Raw genomic sequence first — 20,881 nt, forward strand, 5'->3', positions numbered from 1 at the left:
AACGATGTCCTCCTCCCCCCTCAGCCGACGCTCCCTGATCAAGGCCGCAGCCCTCGCCGGCGGCGCCGCGGCGTTCGGTCTGCCGCAGGTCCTGTGGCCCGCCACCGCCCAGGCCTACACCGTCCCCTCGAAGCTGGACTGGTGGTACCAGGCCAGGTTCGGCATGTTCATCCACTTCGGGTCCTACTCCTACCGCGGCCACGGCGAGTGGGCGTTCTCCGCCGAGAACTGGAACAAGGCCGACTACCAGGCCCAGGTGACCACCCCGTTCAACCCGAACGGCTTCAACGCCGCCACCATCGCCGAACTGGCCGGGAACGCCGGCATGAAGTACCTCGTGATCACCGCCAAGCACCACGAGGGCTATGCGATGTGGGACTCCAACGTCGCGGGCTTCACCGACACCACCGGCACCAAGCAGTACAACCTGCGCGACTACAACGGCTTCCAACCCGACCTGCTGGCCCAGCTGAAGACCGAGTGCGAGAAGCGGGGCATCAAGTTCGGGCTCTACTACTCGATCCTGGACTGGAGCCACCCCTCCCAGACCATCAACCGGGGCACCCTCTTCTCCGACATGTCGTCGCAGACCGCCCGAACCGCCTACATCAACGACATGAAGGCCCAGCTGCAGGAACTGCTGGACCGCTACGACCCGGCCCTCCTGTGGTTCGACGGCGACTGGTGCGGCAACCCGGCCGGCCCCACGCTCACCGACTGGTGGACCAGGGCCGACGGCGAGGAGCTCTACAGCTGGCTGATGGCCCGCAGGCCCGGCCTCGTCGTCAACGAACGCGTCAAGCGGGACCTCGGTCTGGGTGACTTCGCCTGCCCGGAGCAGACCGTGCCCGCCACGCCGCTGGACCGGCCGTGGGAGACCTGCGCCACCATGAACGGCCAGTGGGGCTACACCGACTGGGCCGAGAACAACTACAGGTCCGTGAAGGACATCATCCAGGAGATGGTCACGGTCGTCTCCCGGGACGGCAACTACCTGCTCAACATCGGCCCCAAGGGCGACGGAACCGTGACCGCCGCAACGACGGCGGTACTCAACGGACTCGCCTCCTGGATGGCCACCCACGCCGACAGCATCCACGGCACCAGCGGCAGCCCCTTCGCCGCCGAGCCGTCCTGGGGCAGGATCACCAAGAAGAACGGCAAGCTCTTCGCCCACGTCTTCACGTGGCCCACGGGCGGCACCCTGCAGATCCCGGCGGTCCACAACACGATCAGCCGCGTCTACTTGATGAACGATCCCTCGGTTTCGCTCGCCTACACGGTCAGCGGCGGGCAGATCAACGTCAGCGTGCCGCCCGCAGCACCCCACGCGAACGACTCCGTGGTCTGCGTGGAGGTCAGCGGCATGCCGGCGGTCCTCGCGGGCGGCGTCTACCGGCTGGTCAGCGCCCAGAACGGCAAGGCCCTCGACAACGCCAACACCACCACCGAGGGCGGCCAGGTCGCGCAGTGGACCCCCAACGGAGGCTCCCCGCAGCAGTGGACGGTCACCGACCTGGGCCACGGCTACTACACACTGGTCTGTGTCCGCAGCGGCAAGGCCCTCGACGACAACGGCAGTACCTCCGACGGCGCGGTGATGGTGCAGCGCACCGTCAGCGGCGGTCGGGGGCAGCAGTGGTCGGTCACCGCGCTGGGCGGGGGTGCGTTCCGGCTCACCAACCGGTACAGCGGAAAGGTGCTGGACAACGGCTACGCGAGCGGGGACGGAATCCCGGTCATCCAGTGGTCCGTCAACGGCGGCCCCGCGCAGAACTGGAACATGACCAGGATCGGCTGAGCGCCACGGGGTGGCGTGCCGAGGGCACACCACCCCGGCGCATGGGATTGATGCGGACCTCAGACGGAGAAGGCGACGCGTGCGAGCCGCACCGGGCCGCGCAGTCCGAGGCGGACTCGTGCACACCGGCAGCCGCGACGAGGGGTGCGCTCACCGTGGCGTAGTCGTGCCGGCCGTACCCGGGGAGAGCGTGAGCACGGCCAGTACCGGACCGTCACCCAGCGAGAGTTCGACGGTGCCCTCGCCCGCGGCCTCCACCGTGATCCCGGCAGCCCCCTTTCCGAAGTCACAGTCACGGAACATGACCGGCCGGGGGAGGGACGGTTCGCCGTCAAGGCCGACGGTCCCGGCCAGGCGGACCTCCTCGCTGGACGCTCAGACGAGGATCTCGTAGAGGCCCGGTGCCACCCGATGACGTCCCTGCGCCACGTCCCAGAACGCGAACGCCGACACCGGCACCCGGAAGGCGACCTCCGTGACCCCGCCGGGCGCGAGCGTCACACGCCGGTGCGCGGCCAGTTCCCTTCGGGGCCGCGGCACCGACGGCTCCACGGCCCGGGTGGAGAGCTGGGCGACCTCGTGCGCGGTGACGCCACCGGTGTTGGCGACCGTGAAGGACACGTGCAGCGTCCCGTCCTCGACGCGAGTCGTGAGGCCTTCATAGGAGAAGGACGCGTACGACAGGCCGCGGCCGAACACGAAGAGCGGCGTGCCCTCGAAGTAGAGGTACGTCTGGCGGGCGCCGATCACGTCGTAGTCGAGAGCGCCAGAACCGTGTTCGGGTTGGCCGCGCGGGCCGCGCGCAGGAGGCGCTCCTGGCGGGCGGGCAGGGCCAGGGTCGTACGGTCCTCGGTCTCGCCTCCGTTGATGTGCGGATCGTTGCCCGCGACCACCAGGACCACGTCCGCCTGCGAGGCGACCCTGTTCACCGCGTCCTCGCCCCTTTCGACGACGACCTCGAAGATCTCCCCGTTCCCACCGGCAACCTTGAGACCGTCGGCGGCGACAGAAGGTCGTCGATGCGCTTCGCGAAAGGCAGTTGCGGATCGCGGAAAGGCGGTGGTGTATGCGGCGTGTGTGCGGACACGTGGGGTCTCCTTGAGATGGAGCGGCGAATCTTTCGAAGCGCTTCGATGCTCAGCAGACGCCAGCGCGAGTGTCAAGAGACCAGCGCCCTTCAACACTCTTACCTCAAGCAGGACATACGGGAGAGTTCCCCTTCAGGCCTCGGACGAATCTTGGAAGCGACCCTTGTGCGTCTATGGGTGTTCACTTAACCTCACTGCAACATCGAAGCGCTTCGACTGTCATTGCGTCGCAGTGATTGGATGTCCGCTTTCAGCTCAGTCAGTTCCAGTCACGACACCGCAGCCGACGGCCCACCGCCGGCCGTCCTGGTGCGCCATGAAGGGTTGACGCAATGACGCCGAATGCCGCCTCCTCCGGACCGAGCCGGAGAAGCTTCCTCGCCTCCACGGCGGTCGCCACCGTAGCGGTGGCCGGGGGAATGCCGCTGCTCACCGCCTGCGGCGGCCCGGACGGCGAGTCGCGAGAGGGCACCACGTCGGGCAAGGCCGCCGACAAGCTGCTCCCGACATACGTCGCCAGCACGCTCGCCAAGCCGGACCTTCCCTCGAAGAACGGTTCGTCGGCCGGCTACATCGCCAAGGTCGACCTCGCGGCCCTCGCCACCTCGGTCCCGGCCAAGCTCGGCACCGGAGCTCCCTTCAAGATCATGTCCCCGCTCTGGGGCACCCCGCCGAAGGCCGGGTGCGCGTATTACGAGGCGGTCGACGCGGCGGCGGGCACCAAGGTCACCTGGCAGAACCAGGACGGCATCACCTACGGCGAGAAGCTCGGCGCCGTCCTCGCCTCCAGCTCCGTACCCGACATGGTGGTCGTGGCCAACTGGCATCTGGTCGGCAAGATCGCGAACGCGGTCACCGCGAAATTCATGGACCTCGGCCCCTACCTGGCGGGCGACAAGGTCAAGAAGTACCCGAACCTGGCCGCGATTCCGTCCGACGCCTGGCGCATGGGCATCTTCGGCGGCGCGCTGCGCGGCATCCCGATGTCCGCCGCTGCCGCGAACTTCATCGTGCCCTACTACCGCAAGGACCTCTTCGACCAGAAGGGATACTCCGTCCCGAAGTCGGCCGATGAGTTCCTCGGTTGGGCCAAGGACGCAACCAGCGCCAAGGCCAACGTGTACGCCTGCGGTGACATGAGCTGGATCTCGGCCGGCATCTTCGGCGTCCGCCCCTCGGGGACGCTCGGCTGGAACATCGGGGACGACGGCAAGCTGACGTACCGCATCGAGCAGCCCGAGTACCTCGAGGCCCTGGAGTGGAGCCGCAAGGTGTTCGACGCCGGCGTGGTCCATCCCGACGACAAGGCGCGCCAAGGCGACGCGGGCCAGCGGTTCACCTCCGGACAGATCCTGGTCTTCAACGGCGACATGTCCGCCTGGTACGTCAAGACCGCCGAACAGGCCCAGTCCAACCCGGACTTCCAGATCGAGGGCATGGACTACTTCGGCGCCGACGGCGGCAACCCCGCGCTGTGGTCGTCCCAGCCCGCCACCATCTGGTCGCTGATCAGCAAGGGCGCCTCGAAGGAGACCGTGGAGAACGCGCTGGCCGCCGCCAACTTCTCGGCCGCGCCCTACGGAACCAAGGAGCGGATGCTCGTCGACTACGGCGTGGAGGGCACCCACTACACCGTCAAGGACGGCGTCCCGGTCAAGAACGACCAGGGCAACTCCGAGGTGATCAACGCCTGGTCGATGCTGGCGACCCCGGCTCCCTACTACGCCCACCCCGACTTCCCCGACGTCGCCCGCAAGCAGGTCGAGTGGCAGCAGCGGATGGGGGCCTTCATGAAGAAGACGTCCACATACGGCATGACCGTCGTCGAGCCGACCCAGTACGCCAACATCGCCAGCCAGTTCGAGCAGCTGGAGATCGACTACGTGCGGGGCAACAGGAAGCTGTCCGACGTACAGGCGGCCATCTCCACCTGGAGGTCCTCCGGCGGCGACAAGCTGCGCGACTGGTACAAGGAGCTCATCGACAAGAACGGCAGCGGCAACTGATGTCCCTGGTGGCCGGGAGCAGGCCCGACGGGACCCGTCCCCCCGCGGCCGTCGAGGAGCCGACGGCCGGGGTCGCCACCGCCACCGCCGCGGCGAAGGCGCGGGCGCGAGCGCGAGCGCCGCGAGGGACGGGCAAGGCCGGCAAGGTTCCGTTCGGGATCCGGCTGCGCCGCGACCGCGCGCTCATCCTGATGACCTTGCCCGTCATCGTCCTGCTCCTGCTCTTCAACTACGTCCCGCTGCTCGGCAACATCGTCGCCTTCCAGGACTACGACCCGTACGTCTCCAGCAACGGCGTCACGGCGATCTTCCACAGCCCCTGGGTCGGCGTGGAGCAGTTCTCGCGGACGCTCGACGACCCGCTGTTCTGGAGCGCCACGAAGAACACCCTCGTCCTGTTCGCCCTCCAGCTGGTGCTGTTCTTCCCGGTCCCCATCGCCCTCGCGCTGGTCATCAACAGCGTGATCCGGCCCCGGGTGCGGGCCGTGGCGCAGGCGATCATGTATCTGCCGCACTTCTTCTCGTGGGTCCTCGTGGTCACCGTGTTCCAGCAGATCTTCGGAGGCGCGGGCATCATCGCCCAGACCCTCCAGGACCACGGGTGGAGCGGCTTCGACCTGATGACCAACGCGGACCTTTTCAAGTATCTGGTCACCGCGCAGGCCGTGTGGAAGGACGCCGGCTGGGGGATCATCGTCTTCCTCGCGGCCCTGTCCGCCGTCAGCACCGACCTGTACGAGGCCGCCGCCATGGACGGCGCCGGGCGCTGGCGACGCATGTGGCACGTGACGCTGCCCGCGCTGCGCCCGGTGATCGCACTGCTGCTCGTCCTGCGGGTCGGCGACGCGCTGAGCGTCGGATTCGAGCAGTTCCTGCTCCAACGGGACGCGGTCGGCGCGGGGGCCAGCGAGGTCCTCGATACGTACGTATGGAACATGGGCATCCAGAACGGCGACTTCAGCTACGCGGCCGCGGTCGGCCTGGCCAAGGGACTCATCGGAGTCTGCCTCGTCCTGGGGGCGAACAAGTTCGCGCACCTGCTGGGCGAGCAGGGGGTGTACAAGAAATGAGCCTCAACACGCAGCTCGTCCGCAGCCTCAAGGCTCCCGCCCGCCCCGCGTGGGAGGAGCCGCCGAGCAAGGCGGGACTCACCGCCAAGGGCGGCCTCCTCCTGCTCTGCTGCCTCGGGGTGCTCGGCCCGCTGTGGATCGTGATCGTCACCAGCCTCTCTCCGAAATCCGTGATCGACCGGGTCGGCGGCCTCGTCGTGATCCCCCAGGGCATCACCTTCGTCAACTACACCGAGCTGCTCAGCGGCGGCCAGGTCAGCCGGGCGATCATGGTCTCGGTCGGTGTCACGCTCTTCGGCACGCTGTTCTCGATGGCGGTGTCGGTGCTGGCGGCCTACGGCCTGTCGCGGCCGGGAAGTCTGGGCCATCGGTTCTTCCTGATGACCATGATGGCGACCATGTTCTTCGGGGCAGGCCTCATCCCGACGTACCTTCTGGTGCAGTCGCTGGGCCTCACCGACACCTATCTGTCCCTGATCCTGCCGAGCGCGGTCAGCATCTTCAACATCCTCGTCCTGCGCGCCTTCTTCATGGGGATCTCCCCCGAACTCACCGAGTCCGCCCGCATCGACGGGGCCGGCGACCTGCGCATCCTGCTGACCATCATCCTGCCGCTGTCGCGCGCGGTGCTGGCCGTCATCTCGCTGTTCTACGCGGTCGGCTACTGGAGCGCCTGGTTCAACGCCTCCATCTACCTCACCGACCAGGAGATGATGCCGCTGCAGAACGTGCTCATCCAACTGGTCCAGAAGAACACCGAGGCGCCGACCGGTCTCCAGCAGGCGGTCCGCACCGGACAACTCTCCGCGCTGGGCCTGCAGATGGCCGTCATGGTCCTGGCGCTGATCCCCGTCGCGGTTGCCTCCCCCTTCGTCCAGCGGCACTTCAAGAAGGGCATGCTCACCGGAGCCATCAAGGGCTGAAGCCCTGTGGATCCCCGCTCGACCTCCCCCTTCGTCAAGACCGAGGTATGCCATGAGCACGTTTGACCTCAGCAGGCGCTCCGTTCTTGCCGGTTCCGCTGCCGCCGCCGCGGTCGTCTCCCTGCCGACCGTTCCGGGGCAGGCTCAGGCCGCTCCCGCTCCCGCCGCCGTCGCGAAGAGCGGCTACCGGTGGCGCAACGCCGTCGTGGGCGGCACCGGGTTCATCACCGGGGTGCTGTTCCACCCGTCGGTGCGAGGGCTCGCCTACGCCCGGACCGACATCGGGGGCGCCTACCGCTGGGACGACCGGACCGACCGCTGGACCCCGCTGACCGACCACCTCGGCTGGGACGACTGGAACCTCCTCGGCGTCGAGGCCATGGCCGTGGACCCCGCGCACCCCGACCGTGTCTATCTCACCCTCGGCACCTACACCCAGTCCTGGGCCGGCAACGGGGCCGTGCTGCGCTCCGAGGACCGGGGTGCCACCTGGAAGCGCACCGACCTCACCGTGCAGTTCGGCGGCAACGAGGACGGGCGTGGATGCGGTGAACGACTCCTCGTCGACCCACGGAACGGCGACACCCTGTGGCTCGGCACCCGGAACGACGGGCTGCTCAAGTCCACCGACCGGGGCGCGACCTGGAAGGCCGTGAGCTTCCCGGCCACCCCGAGCGCGACCGGCCAGGGCATCACCCTCCTCGTTGCCGCGGGCCGCAGCGTCTACGCCGGCTGGGGCGACTCCGACGGCACCGCCGACAACCCCCACCTGTACCGCACGTCCGACGGAAAGACCTGGGAGCCCGTCCCGGGGCAGCCCACCGGCACCGCCGCCAAGGTGCCCATCCGCGCCGCGTACGACCGGCACACCCGCGAGCTGTACGTGACGTACGCCAACGCGCCGGGCCCCAACGGACAGTCAGACGGCAGCGTACACAAACTGCGTACCGTCAACGGCCAGTGGACCGAAGTCACCCCGGTGAAGCCGGGCGGAGCCACGACTGGGGGAGGGTCCGCCGACGCCTTCGGCTACGGCGGTGTCGCCGTCGACGCCCGCCGGCCCGGGACGCTCGTCGTGTCCACCAACAACCGCTGGGCCGAGATCGACACCGTCTTCCGTTCCACCGACGGCGGCCGCACCTGGACGTCCCTGAAGGACAAGGCCGTCCTCGACGTCTCCGAAACCCCCTTCCTCAACTGGGGCGAGGACAAGCCCAAGTTCGGCTGGTGGATCCAGGCCGTCGGCCTCGACCCGTTCGACTGCGAGCACGTCGTCTACGGCACCGGCGCGACCCTGTACGGCACGCACGACCTCCAGCGCTGGGCTCCGCAGGTCCGCGGGCTGGAGGAGGCGTCCGTGGTGGCGATCGTGTCGCCGCCGACGGGGGAGGCCCACCTGATCAGCGGATCGCGGGACATCGGCGTGCTCTACCACGAGCGGCTGACCGCCTCGCCGTCGCGCGGCTTGGCCACGAACCCCGTGTTCGGGTCTTCCATCGGACTCGCCCAGGCCGCGGCCAAGCCCTCGTACGTCGTGCGCACAGGCTCGGGCGACCAGGCCAACGGCGCCTGGTCGAACGACGGCGGAAGGACCTGGGCTCCCTTCGCGTCGCAGCCGGCCCTCGCCAAGGAAGCGCCCGGGCCGATCGTCACCAGCGCCGACGGCAGTGTGCTTCTGTGGTCCCTCGCGCACGGGGACGGCACCGTCCATCCGGCGCACCGCTCGGCGGACAACGGCGCCACCTGGGCCGAGGTCGCCTCCCTCCCCAAGGGCGCCGTCCTGGTCGCGGACCCCGTGGACCCGGGGTGCTTCTACGCCTTCGACACGAGCGCGGGCACGCTCTACGCCAGCATCGACAGCGGTCTGACCTTCACCGCCCGGGCCACCGGCCTGAGCTCGGGCGACGCGGGGTTCCAGCTGGCCGCGGCCCCCGGACGCTCCGGTGACCTGTGGCTCAGCGCCAAGGCGGACGGGCTCTACCGCTCCACCGACGGCGGCGCGACCTTCACCAAGGTCGCCGGCTGCCGGGCCTCGCACACCCTGGGCTTCGGCAAGGCCGCCAGGGGCGCCTCCTACCCGGCGATCTACATGGTCGGCGGGATCGAGGAGTTCAACGCCGTCTACCGCTCCGACGACGAGGCCGGGACCTGGACGCGGATCAACGACGACCGGCACCGGTGGGGCTGGACCGGCGCGGCCATCACCGGCGATCCGCGCGTCCACGGCCGGGTCTACCTCGCCACCAACGGGCGCGGCGTGCAGTACGGGGAGCCCGTCTGATGCCCGACCTGAGTGACGCGACACGAGGCCGTCTGCTCTTCGGCGGCGACTACAACCCGGAGCAGTGGCCCGAGGAGACCTGGCACGAGGACGTCCGGCTGATGAAGGAGGCCGGGGTCAACTCGGTCACCCTCGGCGTCTTCTCCTGGTCGACGCTGGAACCGGAGCCGGGCGCCCGGGAGTTCGGCCCGCTGGACGCGCTGATGGACCTGATGCACGGGAACGGCATCGGCGTCGTCCTCGCCACCCCGACCTCCTCGCCCCCGCCCTGGATGGGCCGGCTGCACCCGGACACCCTGCCCGTCACCGAGGACGGCCGCACCGAGTGGTGGGGCGGCCGGCAGCACTTCTCGCACTCCAGCGCCACCTACGGGCGCTACGCCGCCGCCATCACCGAGGACCTCGCCGCCCGCTACGGCGGCCACCCCGCCCTGACGATGTGGCACATCAACAACGAATACTGCACCTTCGACTACGGCGACGAGGCCGCGGCCGCCTTCCGCCGCTGGCTCCACGAGAAGTACGGCACCCTCGACGCCCTCAACGACGCCTGGGGCACCGCCTTCTGGAGCCAGGGCTACGACACCTGGGACGGCATCCTGCCGCCCCTCCTGCCCCACTACATGCGCAACCCCACCCAGGTCCTGGACTTCCGGCGCTTCACCTCCGACATGCTCCTGGAGTGCTACCTCGCCGAGCGGGACATCGTCCGCCGCCACACCCCGCACCTCCCGGTCACCAGCAACTTCATGCCGCTGTGGATCGGCCAGGACGCCTGGCGCTGGGCCGAGGAGGAGGACGTCGTCTCCGTCGACATCTACCCGGATCCGCGCGACCCGCTGGGCGCCCAGAGCGGCGCCCTCGTCCAGGACATGACCCGCTCCCAGGCGCGCGGGCCCTGGATGCTCATGGAGCAGGCCGCCGGGCCCGTCAACTGGCGGGGCGTGAACCACCCCAAGCCCCGGGGCCTGAACCGCCTCTGGTCCCTGCAGGCCGTGGCCCGGGGAGCCGACGCCGTCTGCTACTTCCAGTGGCGCCAGTCCCGGCAGGGCGCGGAGAAGTTCCACTCCGGCATGGTCAGCCATGCCGGGGAGGAGGGCCGGACCTACCAGGAGGTCAAGCAGCTCGGCGCGGACCTGGAGCGGATCGCCTCCGAGGTGACCGGCCGGAACGTCACCGCGGACATGGCGGTCCTGCACGACTGGCACGCCTGGTGGGCCGGCTCCCAGGACGGCCGCCCGTCCCACCAGGTGGACTACCCGGACGTTCTGCGGGCCTGGCACCGAGCCCTCTGGCAGGCGCACCTCACCACCGACTTCGCCCACCCCGAGCACGACCTCACGCCGTACCCCGTCGTCATCGTGCCGCAGCTGTACGCGCTCACCGACGCGGCGATCGAGAACCTCCTCGCCCATGTCCGCCGCGGCGGCACCGTCGTCTGCGGTTTCCAGACCGGCGTCGCCGACGAGGACGACCGGGTCCGCGCCGGCGGCATGGACCCCCGGCTGCGCGAGCTGTTCGGCATCCGCACCCTGCACGAGTGGTGGCCGCTGGACGCGGGGGAGACCGTCACCTGCGAGGGCTTCAGGGCGTCCCTGTGGTCCGAGGAGCTGGAGGCCGACGGCACCGCCGAGGAGACCCTGCCGTACAAGGGCGGCGAACTCGACGGACTGCCCGCCGTCCTGCGCAAGGGCCGGGCCTGGTACGTCTCCACGCTCCCGGAGCCGGAGGCGCTGCGCGCGCTGCTGGCCCGGATCGCCTCCGCCGCGGGCGTCCGGCCGGTGCTCGACGGCCTCCCCGAGCAGGTCGAGGCCGTTCACCGGGGCGGGGTGCTGTTCGTGCTCAACCACGGCCGCGAGCCGGTGACCGTCGAGGTGCCCGGCACCCACCACGACCTCCTGACGGGGACGGCCGTCACCGACCGGGTGACCCTCGGCCGCTACGGCGTGGCGGTGCTCCGGCCATGACCGCGGTCAAGGGGCCCGTCCACGGCCCCGGGGGCCGCACCGGCCGTCCGCGGGGAGGACCCAGACCGCCCTCCTGCCAGTGCCCGCCCGCCCCTCCCGGCGGGCCGGCTCACGGGCGTACGAAGTGACTTCTTCCGGCGACGCTCAGCCGAGCGATCCCCTCGCCGGAGAGGACCACGTCCCCAGCCAGGGGGCCGTGGTAGCACCCCCCGTATTTCCCCCCACCCATGGAAGGGACACCATGGCCAAAAGCACGGTACGCAAGATCACCACGGCGGTACTGGCCCCGGCGATGGCTCTCGGTGCCATCGTCGGCCTGGCCTCCGCCCCCGCTTCGGCAGCAGTCTGGAACTCCTGCGACCAATGGGGCAACACCAGCCTGGACGGCTACAAGCTCTACAACAACATCTGGGGCTCCGGCGCGGGCAGTCAGTGCGTCTGGGCCAACTCGGGGAGCGGCTGGGGTGTCTGGGCCAACCACCCCAACACCGGCGGCATCAAGTCCTACCCCAACTCAACGAAAACGATCAACAAGACGATCGACTCCCTCGGCCGGCTCACCAGCAACTACAACGTCAGCGTCCCGTCGTCCGGCGCGTACAACACGTCGTACGACATCTGGGACACCGACCACCAGTACGAGATCATGCTCTGGGTCAACTCCAACGGAGCCGTCGGCCCGATCGGCACCTGGCAGGCCAACGTCACGCTCGGCGGCCACAGCTGGAACGTCTACAAGGGCACGAACGGGTCGAACCAGGTGTTCTCGTTCCTGCGGACCTCCGACTCCAACTCCGGCACCGTGGACATCAAGCCGATCCTCAACTGGATCGCGTACACCAAGGGCTGGATGCCCGGCAACGAGACCATCGGCGAGGTCCAGTTCGGCTATGAGATCACCTCGTCGTCCGGCGGCCTCAACTTCACCACCAACAACCTGACCGTCACTGGCGGCTGACCGACATCAGGGCCGAGGCCGGTCCGCGTCCCTCCTCGGGCGCGGTCGGCCTCGGCCCGCTGCTGTCGGGGTCAGGGGGCGGTGGAGGGCGCCGGCCCCGTACTCTCCCGAACCGTCAACTCGGGTGCGATGAGCACGACCTCGTCGGTGCCGCGGCCGTCGAGCTTGGCGACCAGGCGTTCCACCGCGTTGCGGCCCATCTCCTGCGCGGGGATGGAGACCGACGTCAGCCGTACCGAGGCCTGCACGGCCACCTGGTCCGGGCAGACCGCGACCACCGACACGTCCTCGGGCACGGCGCGGCCCTGCCGGCGCAGCAGGGCGAGCAGCGGCTCGACCGCCTGCTCGTTCTGCACGATGAACCCGGAGGTGCCCGGGCGCTCGTCGAGGATGCGGGCGAGGGTGACGGCCATCGCGTCGTAGCCGCCCCCGCACGGCCGGTGCAGCACCCGGATGTCCAACTCCCGTGCTCGGGAACGGAGTCCGTCGAGGGTGCGCTCGGCGAAGCCGGTGTGCCGCTCGTAGACCGCGGGGGCCTCACCGATGACGGCGATGTCGCGGTGGCCGAGCATCGCCAGATGCTCGACGCACAACGCGCCGGTCGCCTTGAAGTCGAGGTCGACGCAGGTCAGTCCCGAGGTGTCGGCGGGCAGTCCGATCAGCACGGACGGCTGGTCGGTGCCGCGCAGCAACGGAAGCCGCTCGTCGTCGAGTTCGACATCCATCAGGATCATCGCGTCGGCGAGCCCACTGCCGGTGACGCGGCGGACGGCGTCGGGCCCCTCCTCGCCGGTCAGCAGCAGCACGTCGTACCCGTGCGTCCGGGCCGTCGTGGCGACCGCGATGGCGATCTCCATCATCACCGGCACGTACATGTCGGTGCGCAGGGGAACCATCAGCGCGATGATGTTCGACCTGCTGCTGGCCAGGGCCCGGGCGCCCGCGTTCGGGTGGTATCCCAGCTCGCGGATGCTCTGCTCGACCCGCAGCCGGGTGGTCGTGGAGATGGACCGCTTGCCGCTGAGGACATAGCTCACCGTGCTCGCCGACACTCCGGCGTGCCGGGCGACCTCGACGAGGGTTACCATCCATCTCTCCCGGTTCGTGAAACGCTTCGATAGCGTGCGCATGACATTGACGTGTGAAATGTACGCTGACCATAGCGTCGGCCTGGGCGCGTGTCCATCCATGTGTCGAAGCGCTTCGACAACGCTTGCCCTGGCCGCCCGGGGGAGCGGGCGGCCAGGGCGAGGGTGCGGCACGTCAGGAGAGCGTGCCGGTGACCGAGCTTCCGGACTTGGTGACGTGGTAGGTGGCGGTGGCGCCGCTGTAGAAGTGGAAGACCAGCGTCGCCGCTTCGCCGTCGCGGAGCGCGTTGAGGAACTCGGGGGTCAGGATGATGGTGCCGTTCGGGTTGTCGGGCGAGAAGGCCTTGTTGAACTCCTGGAACGGAGTCCAGTCGGTCGGGCCGGCATTGGTTCCGTCGGCGTACGTGGCGTGCATGGTCGCCAGGTCGTTGCCCCGGTACTGGGTGGGAACGGTGAACGAGTCGGTGGTGCCGGTGGCGGCCGACACCGTCGGAGCGTCGTTGGTGACGATGTCGATGTTCCAGGGCAGCCCACTGGTGAACCGGGCCTGGAGCGTCGCATTGACACCGTAGGCGCGGTTGCCGACCAGGCGGGTCAGCGCCTTGGCGGTGAAGGTCAGCTGGTTGCCGGAGACGGTGTAGTCCCGTCCCGCCATGAGCCTGGTATCGCCCTGCCACACACCGCGGAAGTAGGTGCCGTTGAGGTTCAGGGTCAGCGATTTGGCCGTGACCGGGCTTGACTTCGGCACGAAGACCTTGTCGAAGGAGGCCGTGCCCGAGCGGGTGGTCCAGCTCGACTTGATCGCGGCGAACAGGGCCGGGTCACGCCACTGCAGGGTCTCGCGGTTCAGGTAGGAGAACGGGTCCCACAGGGCGGTGGTGATGCCGTACTTGCGCGCCCCGTAGCCCGCGTGCTCGTAGTACTTCAGCGCCTCGCCCCGCTCGACGCGGGAGGGGTGGAAGTGGTTCGGGTAGTCGAGCAGACCGTACTCGCCGAGATAGACCGGGATGCCCTTGGCGACGAAGGTGTTGTGGATGTTGGCGAAGGTGTCGTCCAGGTGCTTCTGCGCGACGGCGTCGTACAGGGTGCCGCCCGCGACGTTCACGCTGAACGGGTACCAGCTGTAGAAGTGCACCTGCGCAATGAGCTGGCGGTCCTTCAGCGCGGTGACAGTGGTGTACAGGTCGTCCATGAAAGCCTGGTCGGGGCTGCCGGCCGGCGTGGTCAGCGACAGCATGCGGCTCGTGTTCGCGCCGCCCGAGGCGCGGACCACGGAGTGGAACGAGGTCTGCAGCTCCCTCAGGTACTGGAACTTCTGCGCGGTCGTGGCGCCGGCGAAGCTCGGCTCGTTGATGCCCTCGAAGACCAGAGTGCGCGGCGCGTCACGGAAGGTCGTGGAGATCTGGGACCAGGTGGAGTTGAACCGGGCCATCACGTTGTCGTGGTCGCTCGTGATCTTCTCGACCCACATCCACGAGTCGTGGTGGACGTTGAGCACCACGTACAGGCCGTCGGCCAACGCCCAGTCGACGAGCTGCTTGACCCGGGCCATGTAGGCGGCGTCGACGGTGTACGGCGCGGTGGCGGACTGGTGGTCGGTCCAGGTCACCGGGATGCGGACGCTGCGGAACCCCTGCGCGGCGATGGTGTCGAACGTCGCCTTGGTGGTCTGCCCGTTGCCCCAGGACGACTCGTTCGGGATGGCGTCCAGGGTGTTGCCCAGGTTCCAGCTGGGCTGCATCTGCGCGACGGCGTCGACGGGGTTGTCCGGAACCCGGACCACCGGCCTCGACGGCTTCCGGTCGGCGTCGGGCGCGGCCAGCGCGGTGCCGCCGCTCAGCCCCAACATGACGACCAGCGTCAGCAGCAGGGCGGCCAGGCGGCCCGGGCCCCGGCTGCGGTGTTGCGCGGAGTGCCGTATGTCCTTCATGTGTCCTGCCTTTCGGTCGGTCGTGCGGGTGATCCGATCCGTGGTGGGGGCCTGGTTCAGCCGTCGAGGGGCTCGTAGTCGAACCAGTCGAAGCGGACGGTGCCTTCCGCGGCGTACATGCCGATGACGCGGCCGGTGAAGCCGCCGGCGACCTCGGTCGACAGGTAGCGGCCGTCGAGGGTCGCGAGCTCGGTGAACGTGCCGTCGGGCTGCTCGACCCCGAGGGAGACGACGTCGGGTCCGGTGCACGGTCCGTGCGAAGACGGCGGCCGCGTGATCCTGACGGCGAGGACCACCGGCCCGACGGGCAGGGGCCGTGCGGCCACGACCGTGCGCAGGGGGCCGACGCGCGCGATGACCCGTACCTCCGTGCCGGACACCTCGATCGCGTAGTGGTGACGTTCGTCGAGCCGGACGGCGAGGCCGCCGCGCCCTTCCGACGCGTCGGTCAGGGTCCGTGCCCGGCACGCGAGGTGCTGCTGGCGCCGGCCGGTGAACACCACGTCGGGTTCGTCCAGGGAGCTGCCCCGCGCGCGGAGGGTCAGCCAGCCGGGGCGCTCCTTGGTGGTGCAGTGTTCGGCGGGCCGGTCGCGCAGGGAGATCCAGGACGGTCGCAGGTCGGCGGGCTCGAAGTCGTCCCGCTGCTCCTCGACAGGGCCGGGGGCGAGCGGCCACGGGACCCCGGGCAGGTCCAGGGCGACCTCGCCGACGACAGGCCAGCCGTCCACCCAGGTCACGGGGGTCAGGAAGGTCTCCCGGCCGAGCACGTGCCAGCCCGGTGTGCCGCCGCCCGGTCGGACGCCCAGCAGCACCATCCACCAGGAGCCGTCGGGGCCTTGGACCAGGTCGGCGTGCCCGGTGTTCTGGACGGGGTGGTCGGTGCCGCGGTGGGTGAGGACCGGGTTGGCCGGGCACGGCTCGAACGGGCCGGCAGGCGTGGGGCCGCGGGCGATCGACACGGCGTGGCCGCGTTCGGTGCCGCCCTCGGCGATGAGCAGGTACCAGTAGTCGCCGATCCGGTACAGGTGCGGCGCTTCCGGGGCCTTGGCGCCGGGCCCGCCGGACCAGAGCCTGCGCGGTGTTCCGTACGTCTGCCCGGTGGACGGGTCGATACGGACCTGCGAGACCCCGGCGACCGTGCACCAGCAGGTGCCGTCCTCGTCCCAGACCAGGTCGGGATCGATGCCGGGGACGCCCGGTGCCGGGATGGGGTCCGACCACGGTCCGGCGGGGTCGGTGGCCGTGACGATCAGGTTGCCGCCGCCCTCGCTGCAGTTGGTGACGATCAACCAGAAGCGGCCGTCGTGGTGGCGCAGGGTGGGGGCGTAGATCCCGCCGGAGGACGACATGGAGGCGGGCAGACGCAGCTGGTCCGGCCGGTCCAGGGCGTTGCCGATCTGCGTCCAGTGCACCAGGTCGCGGCTGTGGAAGAGGGGTACACCGGGGAAGTACTCGAAGCTGGAGCAGGCCAGGTAGTAGTCGTCGCCGACGCGGCAGACGCTGGGGTCGGGGTGGAAGCCGGGGATCACGGGGTTGGCGGAGCGTCCGTCCGGCCGGCGCAGCGGGGGCACCCGATGGGTCCTCTCGTCGATTCGTGATGCGGGCGTGGGGCGGTCAGAGCCCGTGTCAGCGAGCGCCGGGGTCCGTGGGGGTGATGCGGAGCAGGACGGCGGACGGCGCGGTGGGCAGGGTCAGGCTCAGCTCGGCCGTGTCGGGCGTCCAGGCGGGAACGGCTGCCCGGCTCACCGAGGGGTAGAGCAGGTCGACACGGACGGCGGTGTCCCGCAGGTGGGGCAGGTGCAGCGTCGCCGTGGCGTCGGTTCCGGGACGGCGCCAGGCGGTGAGGTAGGTGGTGGCGGGAGTGCGCAGGGCCAGGGCCATCCAGGGGTCGTCCCAGGCGGGAAGGCCCAGTGGCCAGGACGGCACGGCGTGCGGCAGGTCGGCGCGGATGGCCTTGTACACCGCTACCGCCTCGTGGACCAGGGCGCGGGCCTCCGGCTCGAGTTCGGGAATGCGGCCGGAGAGATGGATCCGGCCGAGGAGCGCGTTGGCCATGGTGAAGGCCACCTCGTCGAGGGAGTCCTCCGGCTGGGGGTACGCCCAGACGGCACCCTGTTCCGGGGTGACGGCGGTGGGCGCGGAGGCCGCGATGGGCGCGTAGTGGTGGAGGTTCTGCTGGTCGCTGGTGGACTGCAGCTGCATCCGGGAGAGCAGGGCGTGGTCCCAGCGCATGCCGCCCGAGGCACAGTTCTCCACCACCAGGTGCGGGTACCGGTCGAGGACGCCGTCGAGCCAGTCGAGGTGCGCCCGGTTGTGGCCGAGCAGGCCGGCGCCCGGGCTCTCGCCGGGGTGGGCGCTGGTGCCGGAGCCGGGATCGATGTTGTGGTCGAGTTTGAGGTAGCCGACGCCCCACGCGCCGACCAGGCGGTCCACGACCTGGTCCAAGTGGGCACGGGCGGCGGGGTGGCGCAGGTCCAGGTGGTGCCGGCCGGCCTCCGTGACGCGGACCCCGCCGCGGCGGAAGAACGCCTCGTCGGGCAGGGACGCGGCCATGGGGCTGCGTACGCCGATCACCTCGGGCTCCAGCCACAGGCCGGGGACCATGCCGCGCTCCCGGATACGGTCCAGCACCTCGTGGATCCCGCGCGTCCCGGGGAACCGGGAGGCGGCGGGCTCCCAGGCGCCGACGGTGGTCCACCAGCCGCCGTTGTCGCCGTCGTACCAGCCGGCGTCGATCACGAAGTATTCCGCGCCCGCATCGGCCGCCGCGTCGACGAGCGGCAGCAGCTTCCCGGTCGTGGGGTCGCCCATCAGGCAGTTCATGTAGTCGTTGAAGATGACGGGCAGGCGCTGGTGGTCGGCATGCGGGCGGCGCTGGGCGCGGCGGTAGCGGGTCAGCGCGGCGAACGCGGCGTCGGGGCCGCCGTCGGCGCTGAAGGACAGGGCGGCGGGTACGGTGCGGAAGACGGCGCCGGGTTCAAGGGAGTGCCGCCAGCCGTGGTGGATGTCGGTGGGGCCGAACAGCGCCGCGTAGGCCGCCTTCTCCCGCTCTTCGCATTCCCAGCGCCAGCCCCCGCCGTTGTGCTCGATCTGCCACACCCAGGTGCGGCCGGTGCGCCGGTCCGTCAGGCCGCCCATGGGGAGGCGTCCGCAGCTGGACCAGGTGCCCTGTCCATTGAGGGCGAAGCCGGCCCTGCCGTGCCCGTTGCTCACCCGTCCACCGTGGGACGGTGTGCTCAGGCGCATCGGCTGTCGCTGCCAGCGGCATTCGGCGAGCCAGTCGTTCTGCGCCCACAGCAGGTCCGCGGCGTCGACGGCCGCCGGATCCTGGGCGGTGAGGCAGCCCACCGCGAGCGAGCTGACCGACTCCAGGTGCAGCGCGGCCTGCCCTTCGTTGCGCAGGGCCACCTCGCTGCGGAGCACGGGGATGCCGTTCGGTGACCGGTAGGTCACCTCCGCGGCCAGCCCGGTGTCCGGATCGTGGAGGTGCACGGTCAGTGTGTGCCAGTCGCCGTCGCGGGCGGCGCGGTGGCTCCGGTGGCGCAGCCGCCCGCCGAGATCGGTTCCGATCAGGCGGTCGCCCGACCAGCCGCGGCCGTGACCCGCGGCCGTCACCTCCACCAGGGGCAGGGACGCGCCGGGGATTCTCCGCGCTTCGCCGGGCAGTCCGAGGTGCGAGAGGCGCGGGCTGCCGTCGTCATCGAGGACGATCTCGAGGTGAAGGGCCTCGTGCCCCCAGCGGAAGGTCGTCTGTTCCTTGGTCATGGCGGCCCTTTCGCGATCAGTGCCCGCGGAGAACCGCGCAGCCGCCGGGCGGCAGTCCGTGCAGGAGGGCGTCGGTGAGCAGGTCGTGGGCGGGGTCCGGCAAGGGCACGGCCTCGGGGTTGTGGTTGATCAGGACCAGCCAGCGGCGGCCGTCGGGTGCGCGTCGGGTGACGGCTTCGACACCGGCCGGCAGGCCCGGCACCTCCGGTTCGACACCGGCCTCCTTCAGCAGGCGGCCGACCAGGGCGGCGTAGTCGGCGCCGTCCAGGCGGGTGGAGAGGTACCAGCCCTGTCCGGTGCCGGAGCGGTGCCGGGTGAGGGCGGGGCTCCCCGCGAGCATGCCGTGGGTGTAGGTGGCGAGGCTCTCCGCGCCCTCGGTGCGCAGGGACTCGCTCCAGACCGTGCCGTGCGACCCGTCCGACAGGGCGATGCGTTCGTACGTCCGCAGCGGCCGGTGCTCCTCGACGCGGACGCCCAGCGCCTCGCGCAGCGGGCCCGCGGGATAGCCGCCCAGCCGTGCGTGCATGCGGTCGTCTACGAATCCGCTCGCGTGCTGGACGAGGAGCGTGCCGCCGCCCTCGACGTAACGGCGCAGGTTCTCGGCGCCCTTGTCGGACAGCAGGAACAAGGACGGGGCGATGACGAGCCGGTAGCCGCTCAACTCGTGCTGCGGGTGGGCGAAGTCGACCGTGACGCCCGCGTCCCACAGCGCCCGGTGCGCCTCGGCGAGCGGCGCGTGGTAGTCGAGCCGGGCGGAGGGCAGGCCGTCCACCTCCAGCGCCCACATGGCGTCCGGGTCGTCGAGCACGGCGACCGGCGCGGTGACCGTGGATCCCGCCAACTCGCCGAGCCGGGCGACCGCCCCGCCGGTCTGGGTGACCTCGCGGAAGATGCGGCTGTCGGGACCCGCGTGCGGCAGCATCGCCGAGTGCCAGGTCTCGGCACCGGCCCGGGACTGGCGCCACTGGAAGAAGAGGGCCCCCTCCGAACCCCGCGCGATGTGGCCGAGGCTGTGGCGCAGGATCTCGCCGGGCTCCTTGCCGAGAACCTGGTCGCCGTCGTAGACGGTGCTGGTGCCCTGTTCCATCAGCAGCCACGGTCGGCCGCCGGCCAGGGAGCGGGAGCGGTCGGCGTAGAAGGCGACGTGGGCTGCGGAGTCCGGGCCCGTCTCGGACGGGTACTGGTCGGAGGTGATGACGTCGAGTTCACGTGCGAAGGCCCACAGGTTGAGCCGCAGGTAGTAGGGCAGCATCAGGTTCGTCGTCACCGGGCGGTCGCTGTGCTCGCGGATCGCGTCGCGCTGTTCGCAGTACGCGGCGATGATCTCATCGCCCCAGAAGCGGTGGAAGTCCACTGTCTGGCCGGGGTTCTTGTGGTAATTCGTCGCGCGCGGCGGCAGCACCTGCTCCCAGGAGGTGTAGCGCTGGCTCCAAAAAGCCGTGCCCCAGGCCTCGTTGAGGGCGTCCAGTGAGCCGTGGCGGGCACGCAGCCACACCCGGAACGCGGCCGCCGCGTGGTCGCACCAGCAGAGCGTGCCGTACTCGTTGTGCACGTGCCACAGTGCGAGGGCGGGGTGGCCGCCGTACCGCTCGGCGAGCGCGGAGGCGATCCGGCGGGCCGCGCTGCGGTAGGCGGGGGAGGCCAGGCAGTACGTGTCGCGGCTGCCGTGGACGAGGCGGGTGCCGTCGGCCCGGACCGTCAGCGCATCGGGGTGGGCCAGGGTGAGCCAGGGCGGCGGGGAAGCGGTCGGGGTGGCCAGGTCGACGGCCACGCCGTTCGCGTGCAGGCGCTCGATGTGGGCGTCGAGCCAGGTGAAGTCGTAGCGTCCCTCCTCCGGTTCGAGCAGGGCCCACGAGAACACGCCCACCGTGGCCAGGTTGACCTTGGCCCGGCGCATGAGCTCGTCGTCCTCCTTCCAGACCGGCTCGTCCCACTGCTCGGGGTTGTAGTCCCCGCCGAAGGCCAGGCCGCCCAGGCGGTCGGTGATGCTGCGAGTCGTCATGA

General features: G+C 70.3%; 12 protein-coding genes and 1 pseudogene. 7 read left to right on the plus strand and 6 right to left on the minus strand.

All coding sequences use genetic code 11. The features are described from left to right. The first annotated feature begins 4 nt into the window (after positions 1–4). Positions 5–1,801: an alpha-L-fucosidase gene (locus ACIPUC_RS13050; protein ID WP_446589224.1), complete on the plus strand. Its 1,797-nt coding sequence runs from the start codon at positions 5–7 to the stop codon at positions 1,799–1,801. Between the two features lie 59 nt (positions 1,802–1,860). Here the strand turns inward: ACIPUC_RS13050 and ACIPUC_RS13055 are convergent. Then, positions 1,861–2,808, minus strand: a pseudogene (locus tag ACIPUC_RS13055) (fibronectin type III-like domain-contianing protein); the annotation flags it as partial. A gap of 413 nt (positions 2,809–3,221) precedes the next feature. Here ACIPUC_RS13055 and ACIPUC_RS13060 point away from each other — a divergent pair. The 6 genes from ACIPUC_RS13060 to ACIPUC_RS13085 all read left to right on the plus strand — a co-directional run bounded on the left by ACIPUC_RS13060 (position 3,222) and on the right by ACIPUC_RS13085 (position 12,094). Further along, complete coding sequence (locus tag ACIPUC_RS13060; RefSeq protein ID WP_446589226.1) at positions 3,222–4,895, plus strand: Tat pathway signal sequence domain protein; 1,674 nt, start codon at positions 3,222–3,224, stop codon at positions 4,893–4,895. Next, positions 4,895–5,965 carry an ABC transporter permease gene (locus tag ACIPUC_RS13065; RefSeq protein ID WP_446589227.1) on the plus strand — a complete coding sequence of 357 codons (1,071 nt, stop codon included), beginning with the start codon at positions 4,895–4,897 and terminating at the stop codon, positions 5,963–5,965. Before ACIPUC_RS13060 ends, ACIPUC_RS13065 begins: the two co-directional genes overlap by 1 nt. Continuing rightward, complete coding sequence (locus ACIPUC_RS13070; protein WP_446589228.1) at positions 5,962–6,888, plus strand: carbohydrate ABC transporter permease; 927 nt, start codon at positions 5,962–5,964, stop codon at positions 6,886–6,888. Before ACIPUC_RS13065 ends, ACIPUC_RS13070 begins: the two co-directional genes overlap by 4 nt. Positions 6,889–6,940: 52 nt before the next feature. Continuing rightward, on the plus strand, positions 6,941–9,169 hold the full coding sequence (locus ACIPUC_RS13075; protein WP_446589229.1) for a 1,4-beta-glucanase: 2,229 nt from the start codon (positions 6,941–6,943) through the stop codon (positions 9,167–9,169). Beyond that, positions 9,169–11,136: a beta-galactosidase gene (locus ACIPUC_RS13080; protein ID WP_446589231.1), complete on the plus strand. Its 1,968-nt coding sequence runs from the start codon at positions 9,169–9,171 to the stop codon at positions 11,134–11,136. Before ACIPUC_RS13075 ends, ACIPUC_RS13080 begins: the two co-directional genes overlap by 1 nt. A gap of 241 nt (positions 11,137–11,377) precedes the next feature. Then, on the plus strand, positions 11,378–12,094 hold the full coding sequence (locus ACIPUC_RS13085; protein WP_446589233.1) for a glycoside hydrolase family 12 protein: 717 nt from the start codon (positions 11,378–11,380) through the stop codon (positions 12,092–12,094). A gap of 71 nt (positions 12,095–12,165) precedes the next feature. Here ACIPUC_RS13085 and ACIPUC_RS13090 read toward each other — a convergent pair whose 3' ends face one another. From ACIPUC_RS13090 to ACIPUC_RS13110, 5 genes are all read right to left on the minus strand, one after another. Continuing rightward, the gene (locus tag ACIPUC_RS13090; protein WP_446589235.1) at positions 12,166–13,182 is read right to left on the minus strand and encodes a LacI family DNA-binding transcriptional regulator; all 1,017 of its coding nucleotides are present in this window, start codon (positions 13,180–13,182) and stop codon (positions 12,166–12,168) included. 175 nt (positions 13,183–13,357) lie between these two features. After that, positions 13,358–15,112, minus strand: a complete 1,755-nt coding sequence (locus ACIPUC_RS13095; RefSeq protein ID WP_446589236.1) for a cellulase family glycosylhydrolase — start codon at positions 15,110–15,112, stop codon at positions 13,358–13,360. Positions 15,113–15,168: 56 nt separating this feature from the next. After that, on the minus strand, positions 15,169–16,683 hold the full coding sequence (locus tag ACIPUC_RS13100; protein ID WP_446589237.1) for a glycoside hydrolase family 43 protein: 1,515 nt from the start codon (positions 16,681–16,683) through the stop codon (positions 15,169–15,171). A gap of 55 nt (positions 16,684–16,738) precedes the next feature. Then, positions 16,739–18,877: an alpha-galactosidase gene (locus ACIPUC_RS13105; protein WP_446589238.1), complete on the minus strand. Its 2,139-nt coding sequence runs from the start codon at positions 18,875–18,877 to the stop codon at positions 16,739–16,741. 16 nt (positions 18,878–18,893) lie between these two features. Further along, positions 18,894–20,879 carry a beta-galactosidase gene (locus ACIPUC_RS13110; protein WP_446589239.1) on the minus strand — a complete coding sequence of 662 codons (1,986 nt, stop codon included), beginning with the start codon at positions 20,877–20,879 and terminating at the stop codon, positions 18,894–18,896. Positions 20,880–20,881: the final 2 nt, after the last annotated feature.

The sequence above is a fragment of the Streptomyces sp. LARHCF249 genome (assembly GCF_052871255.1).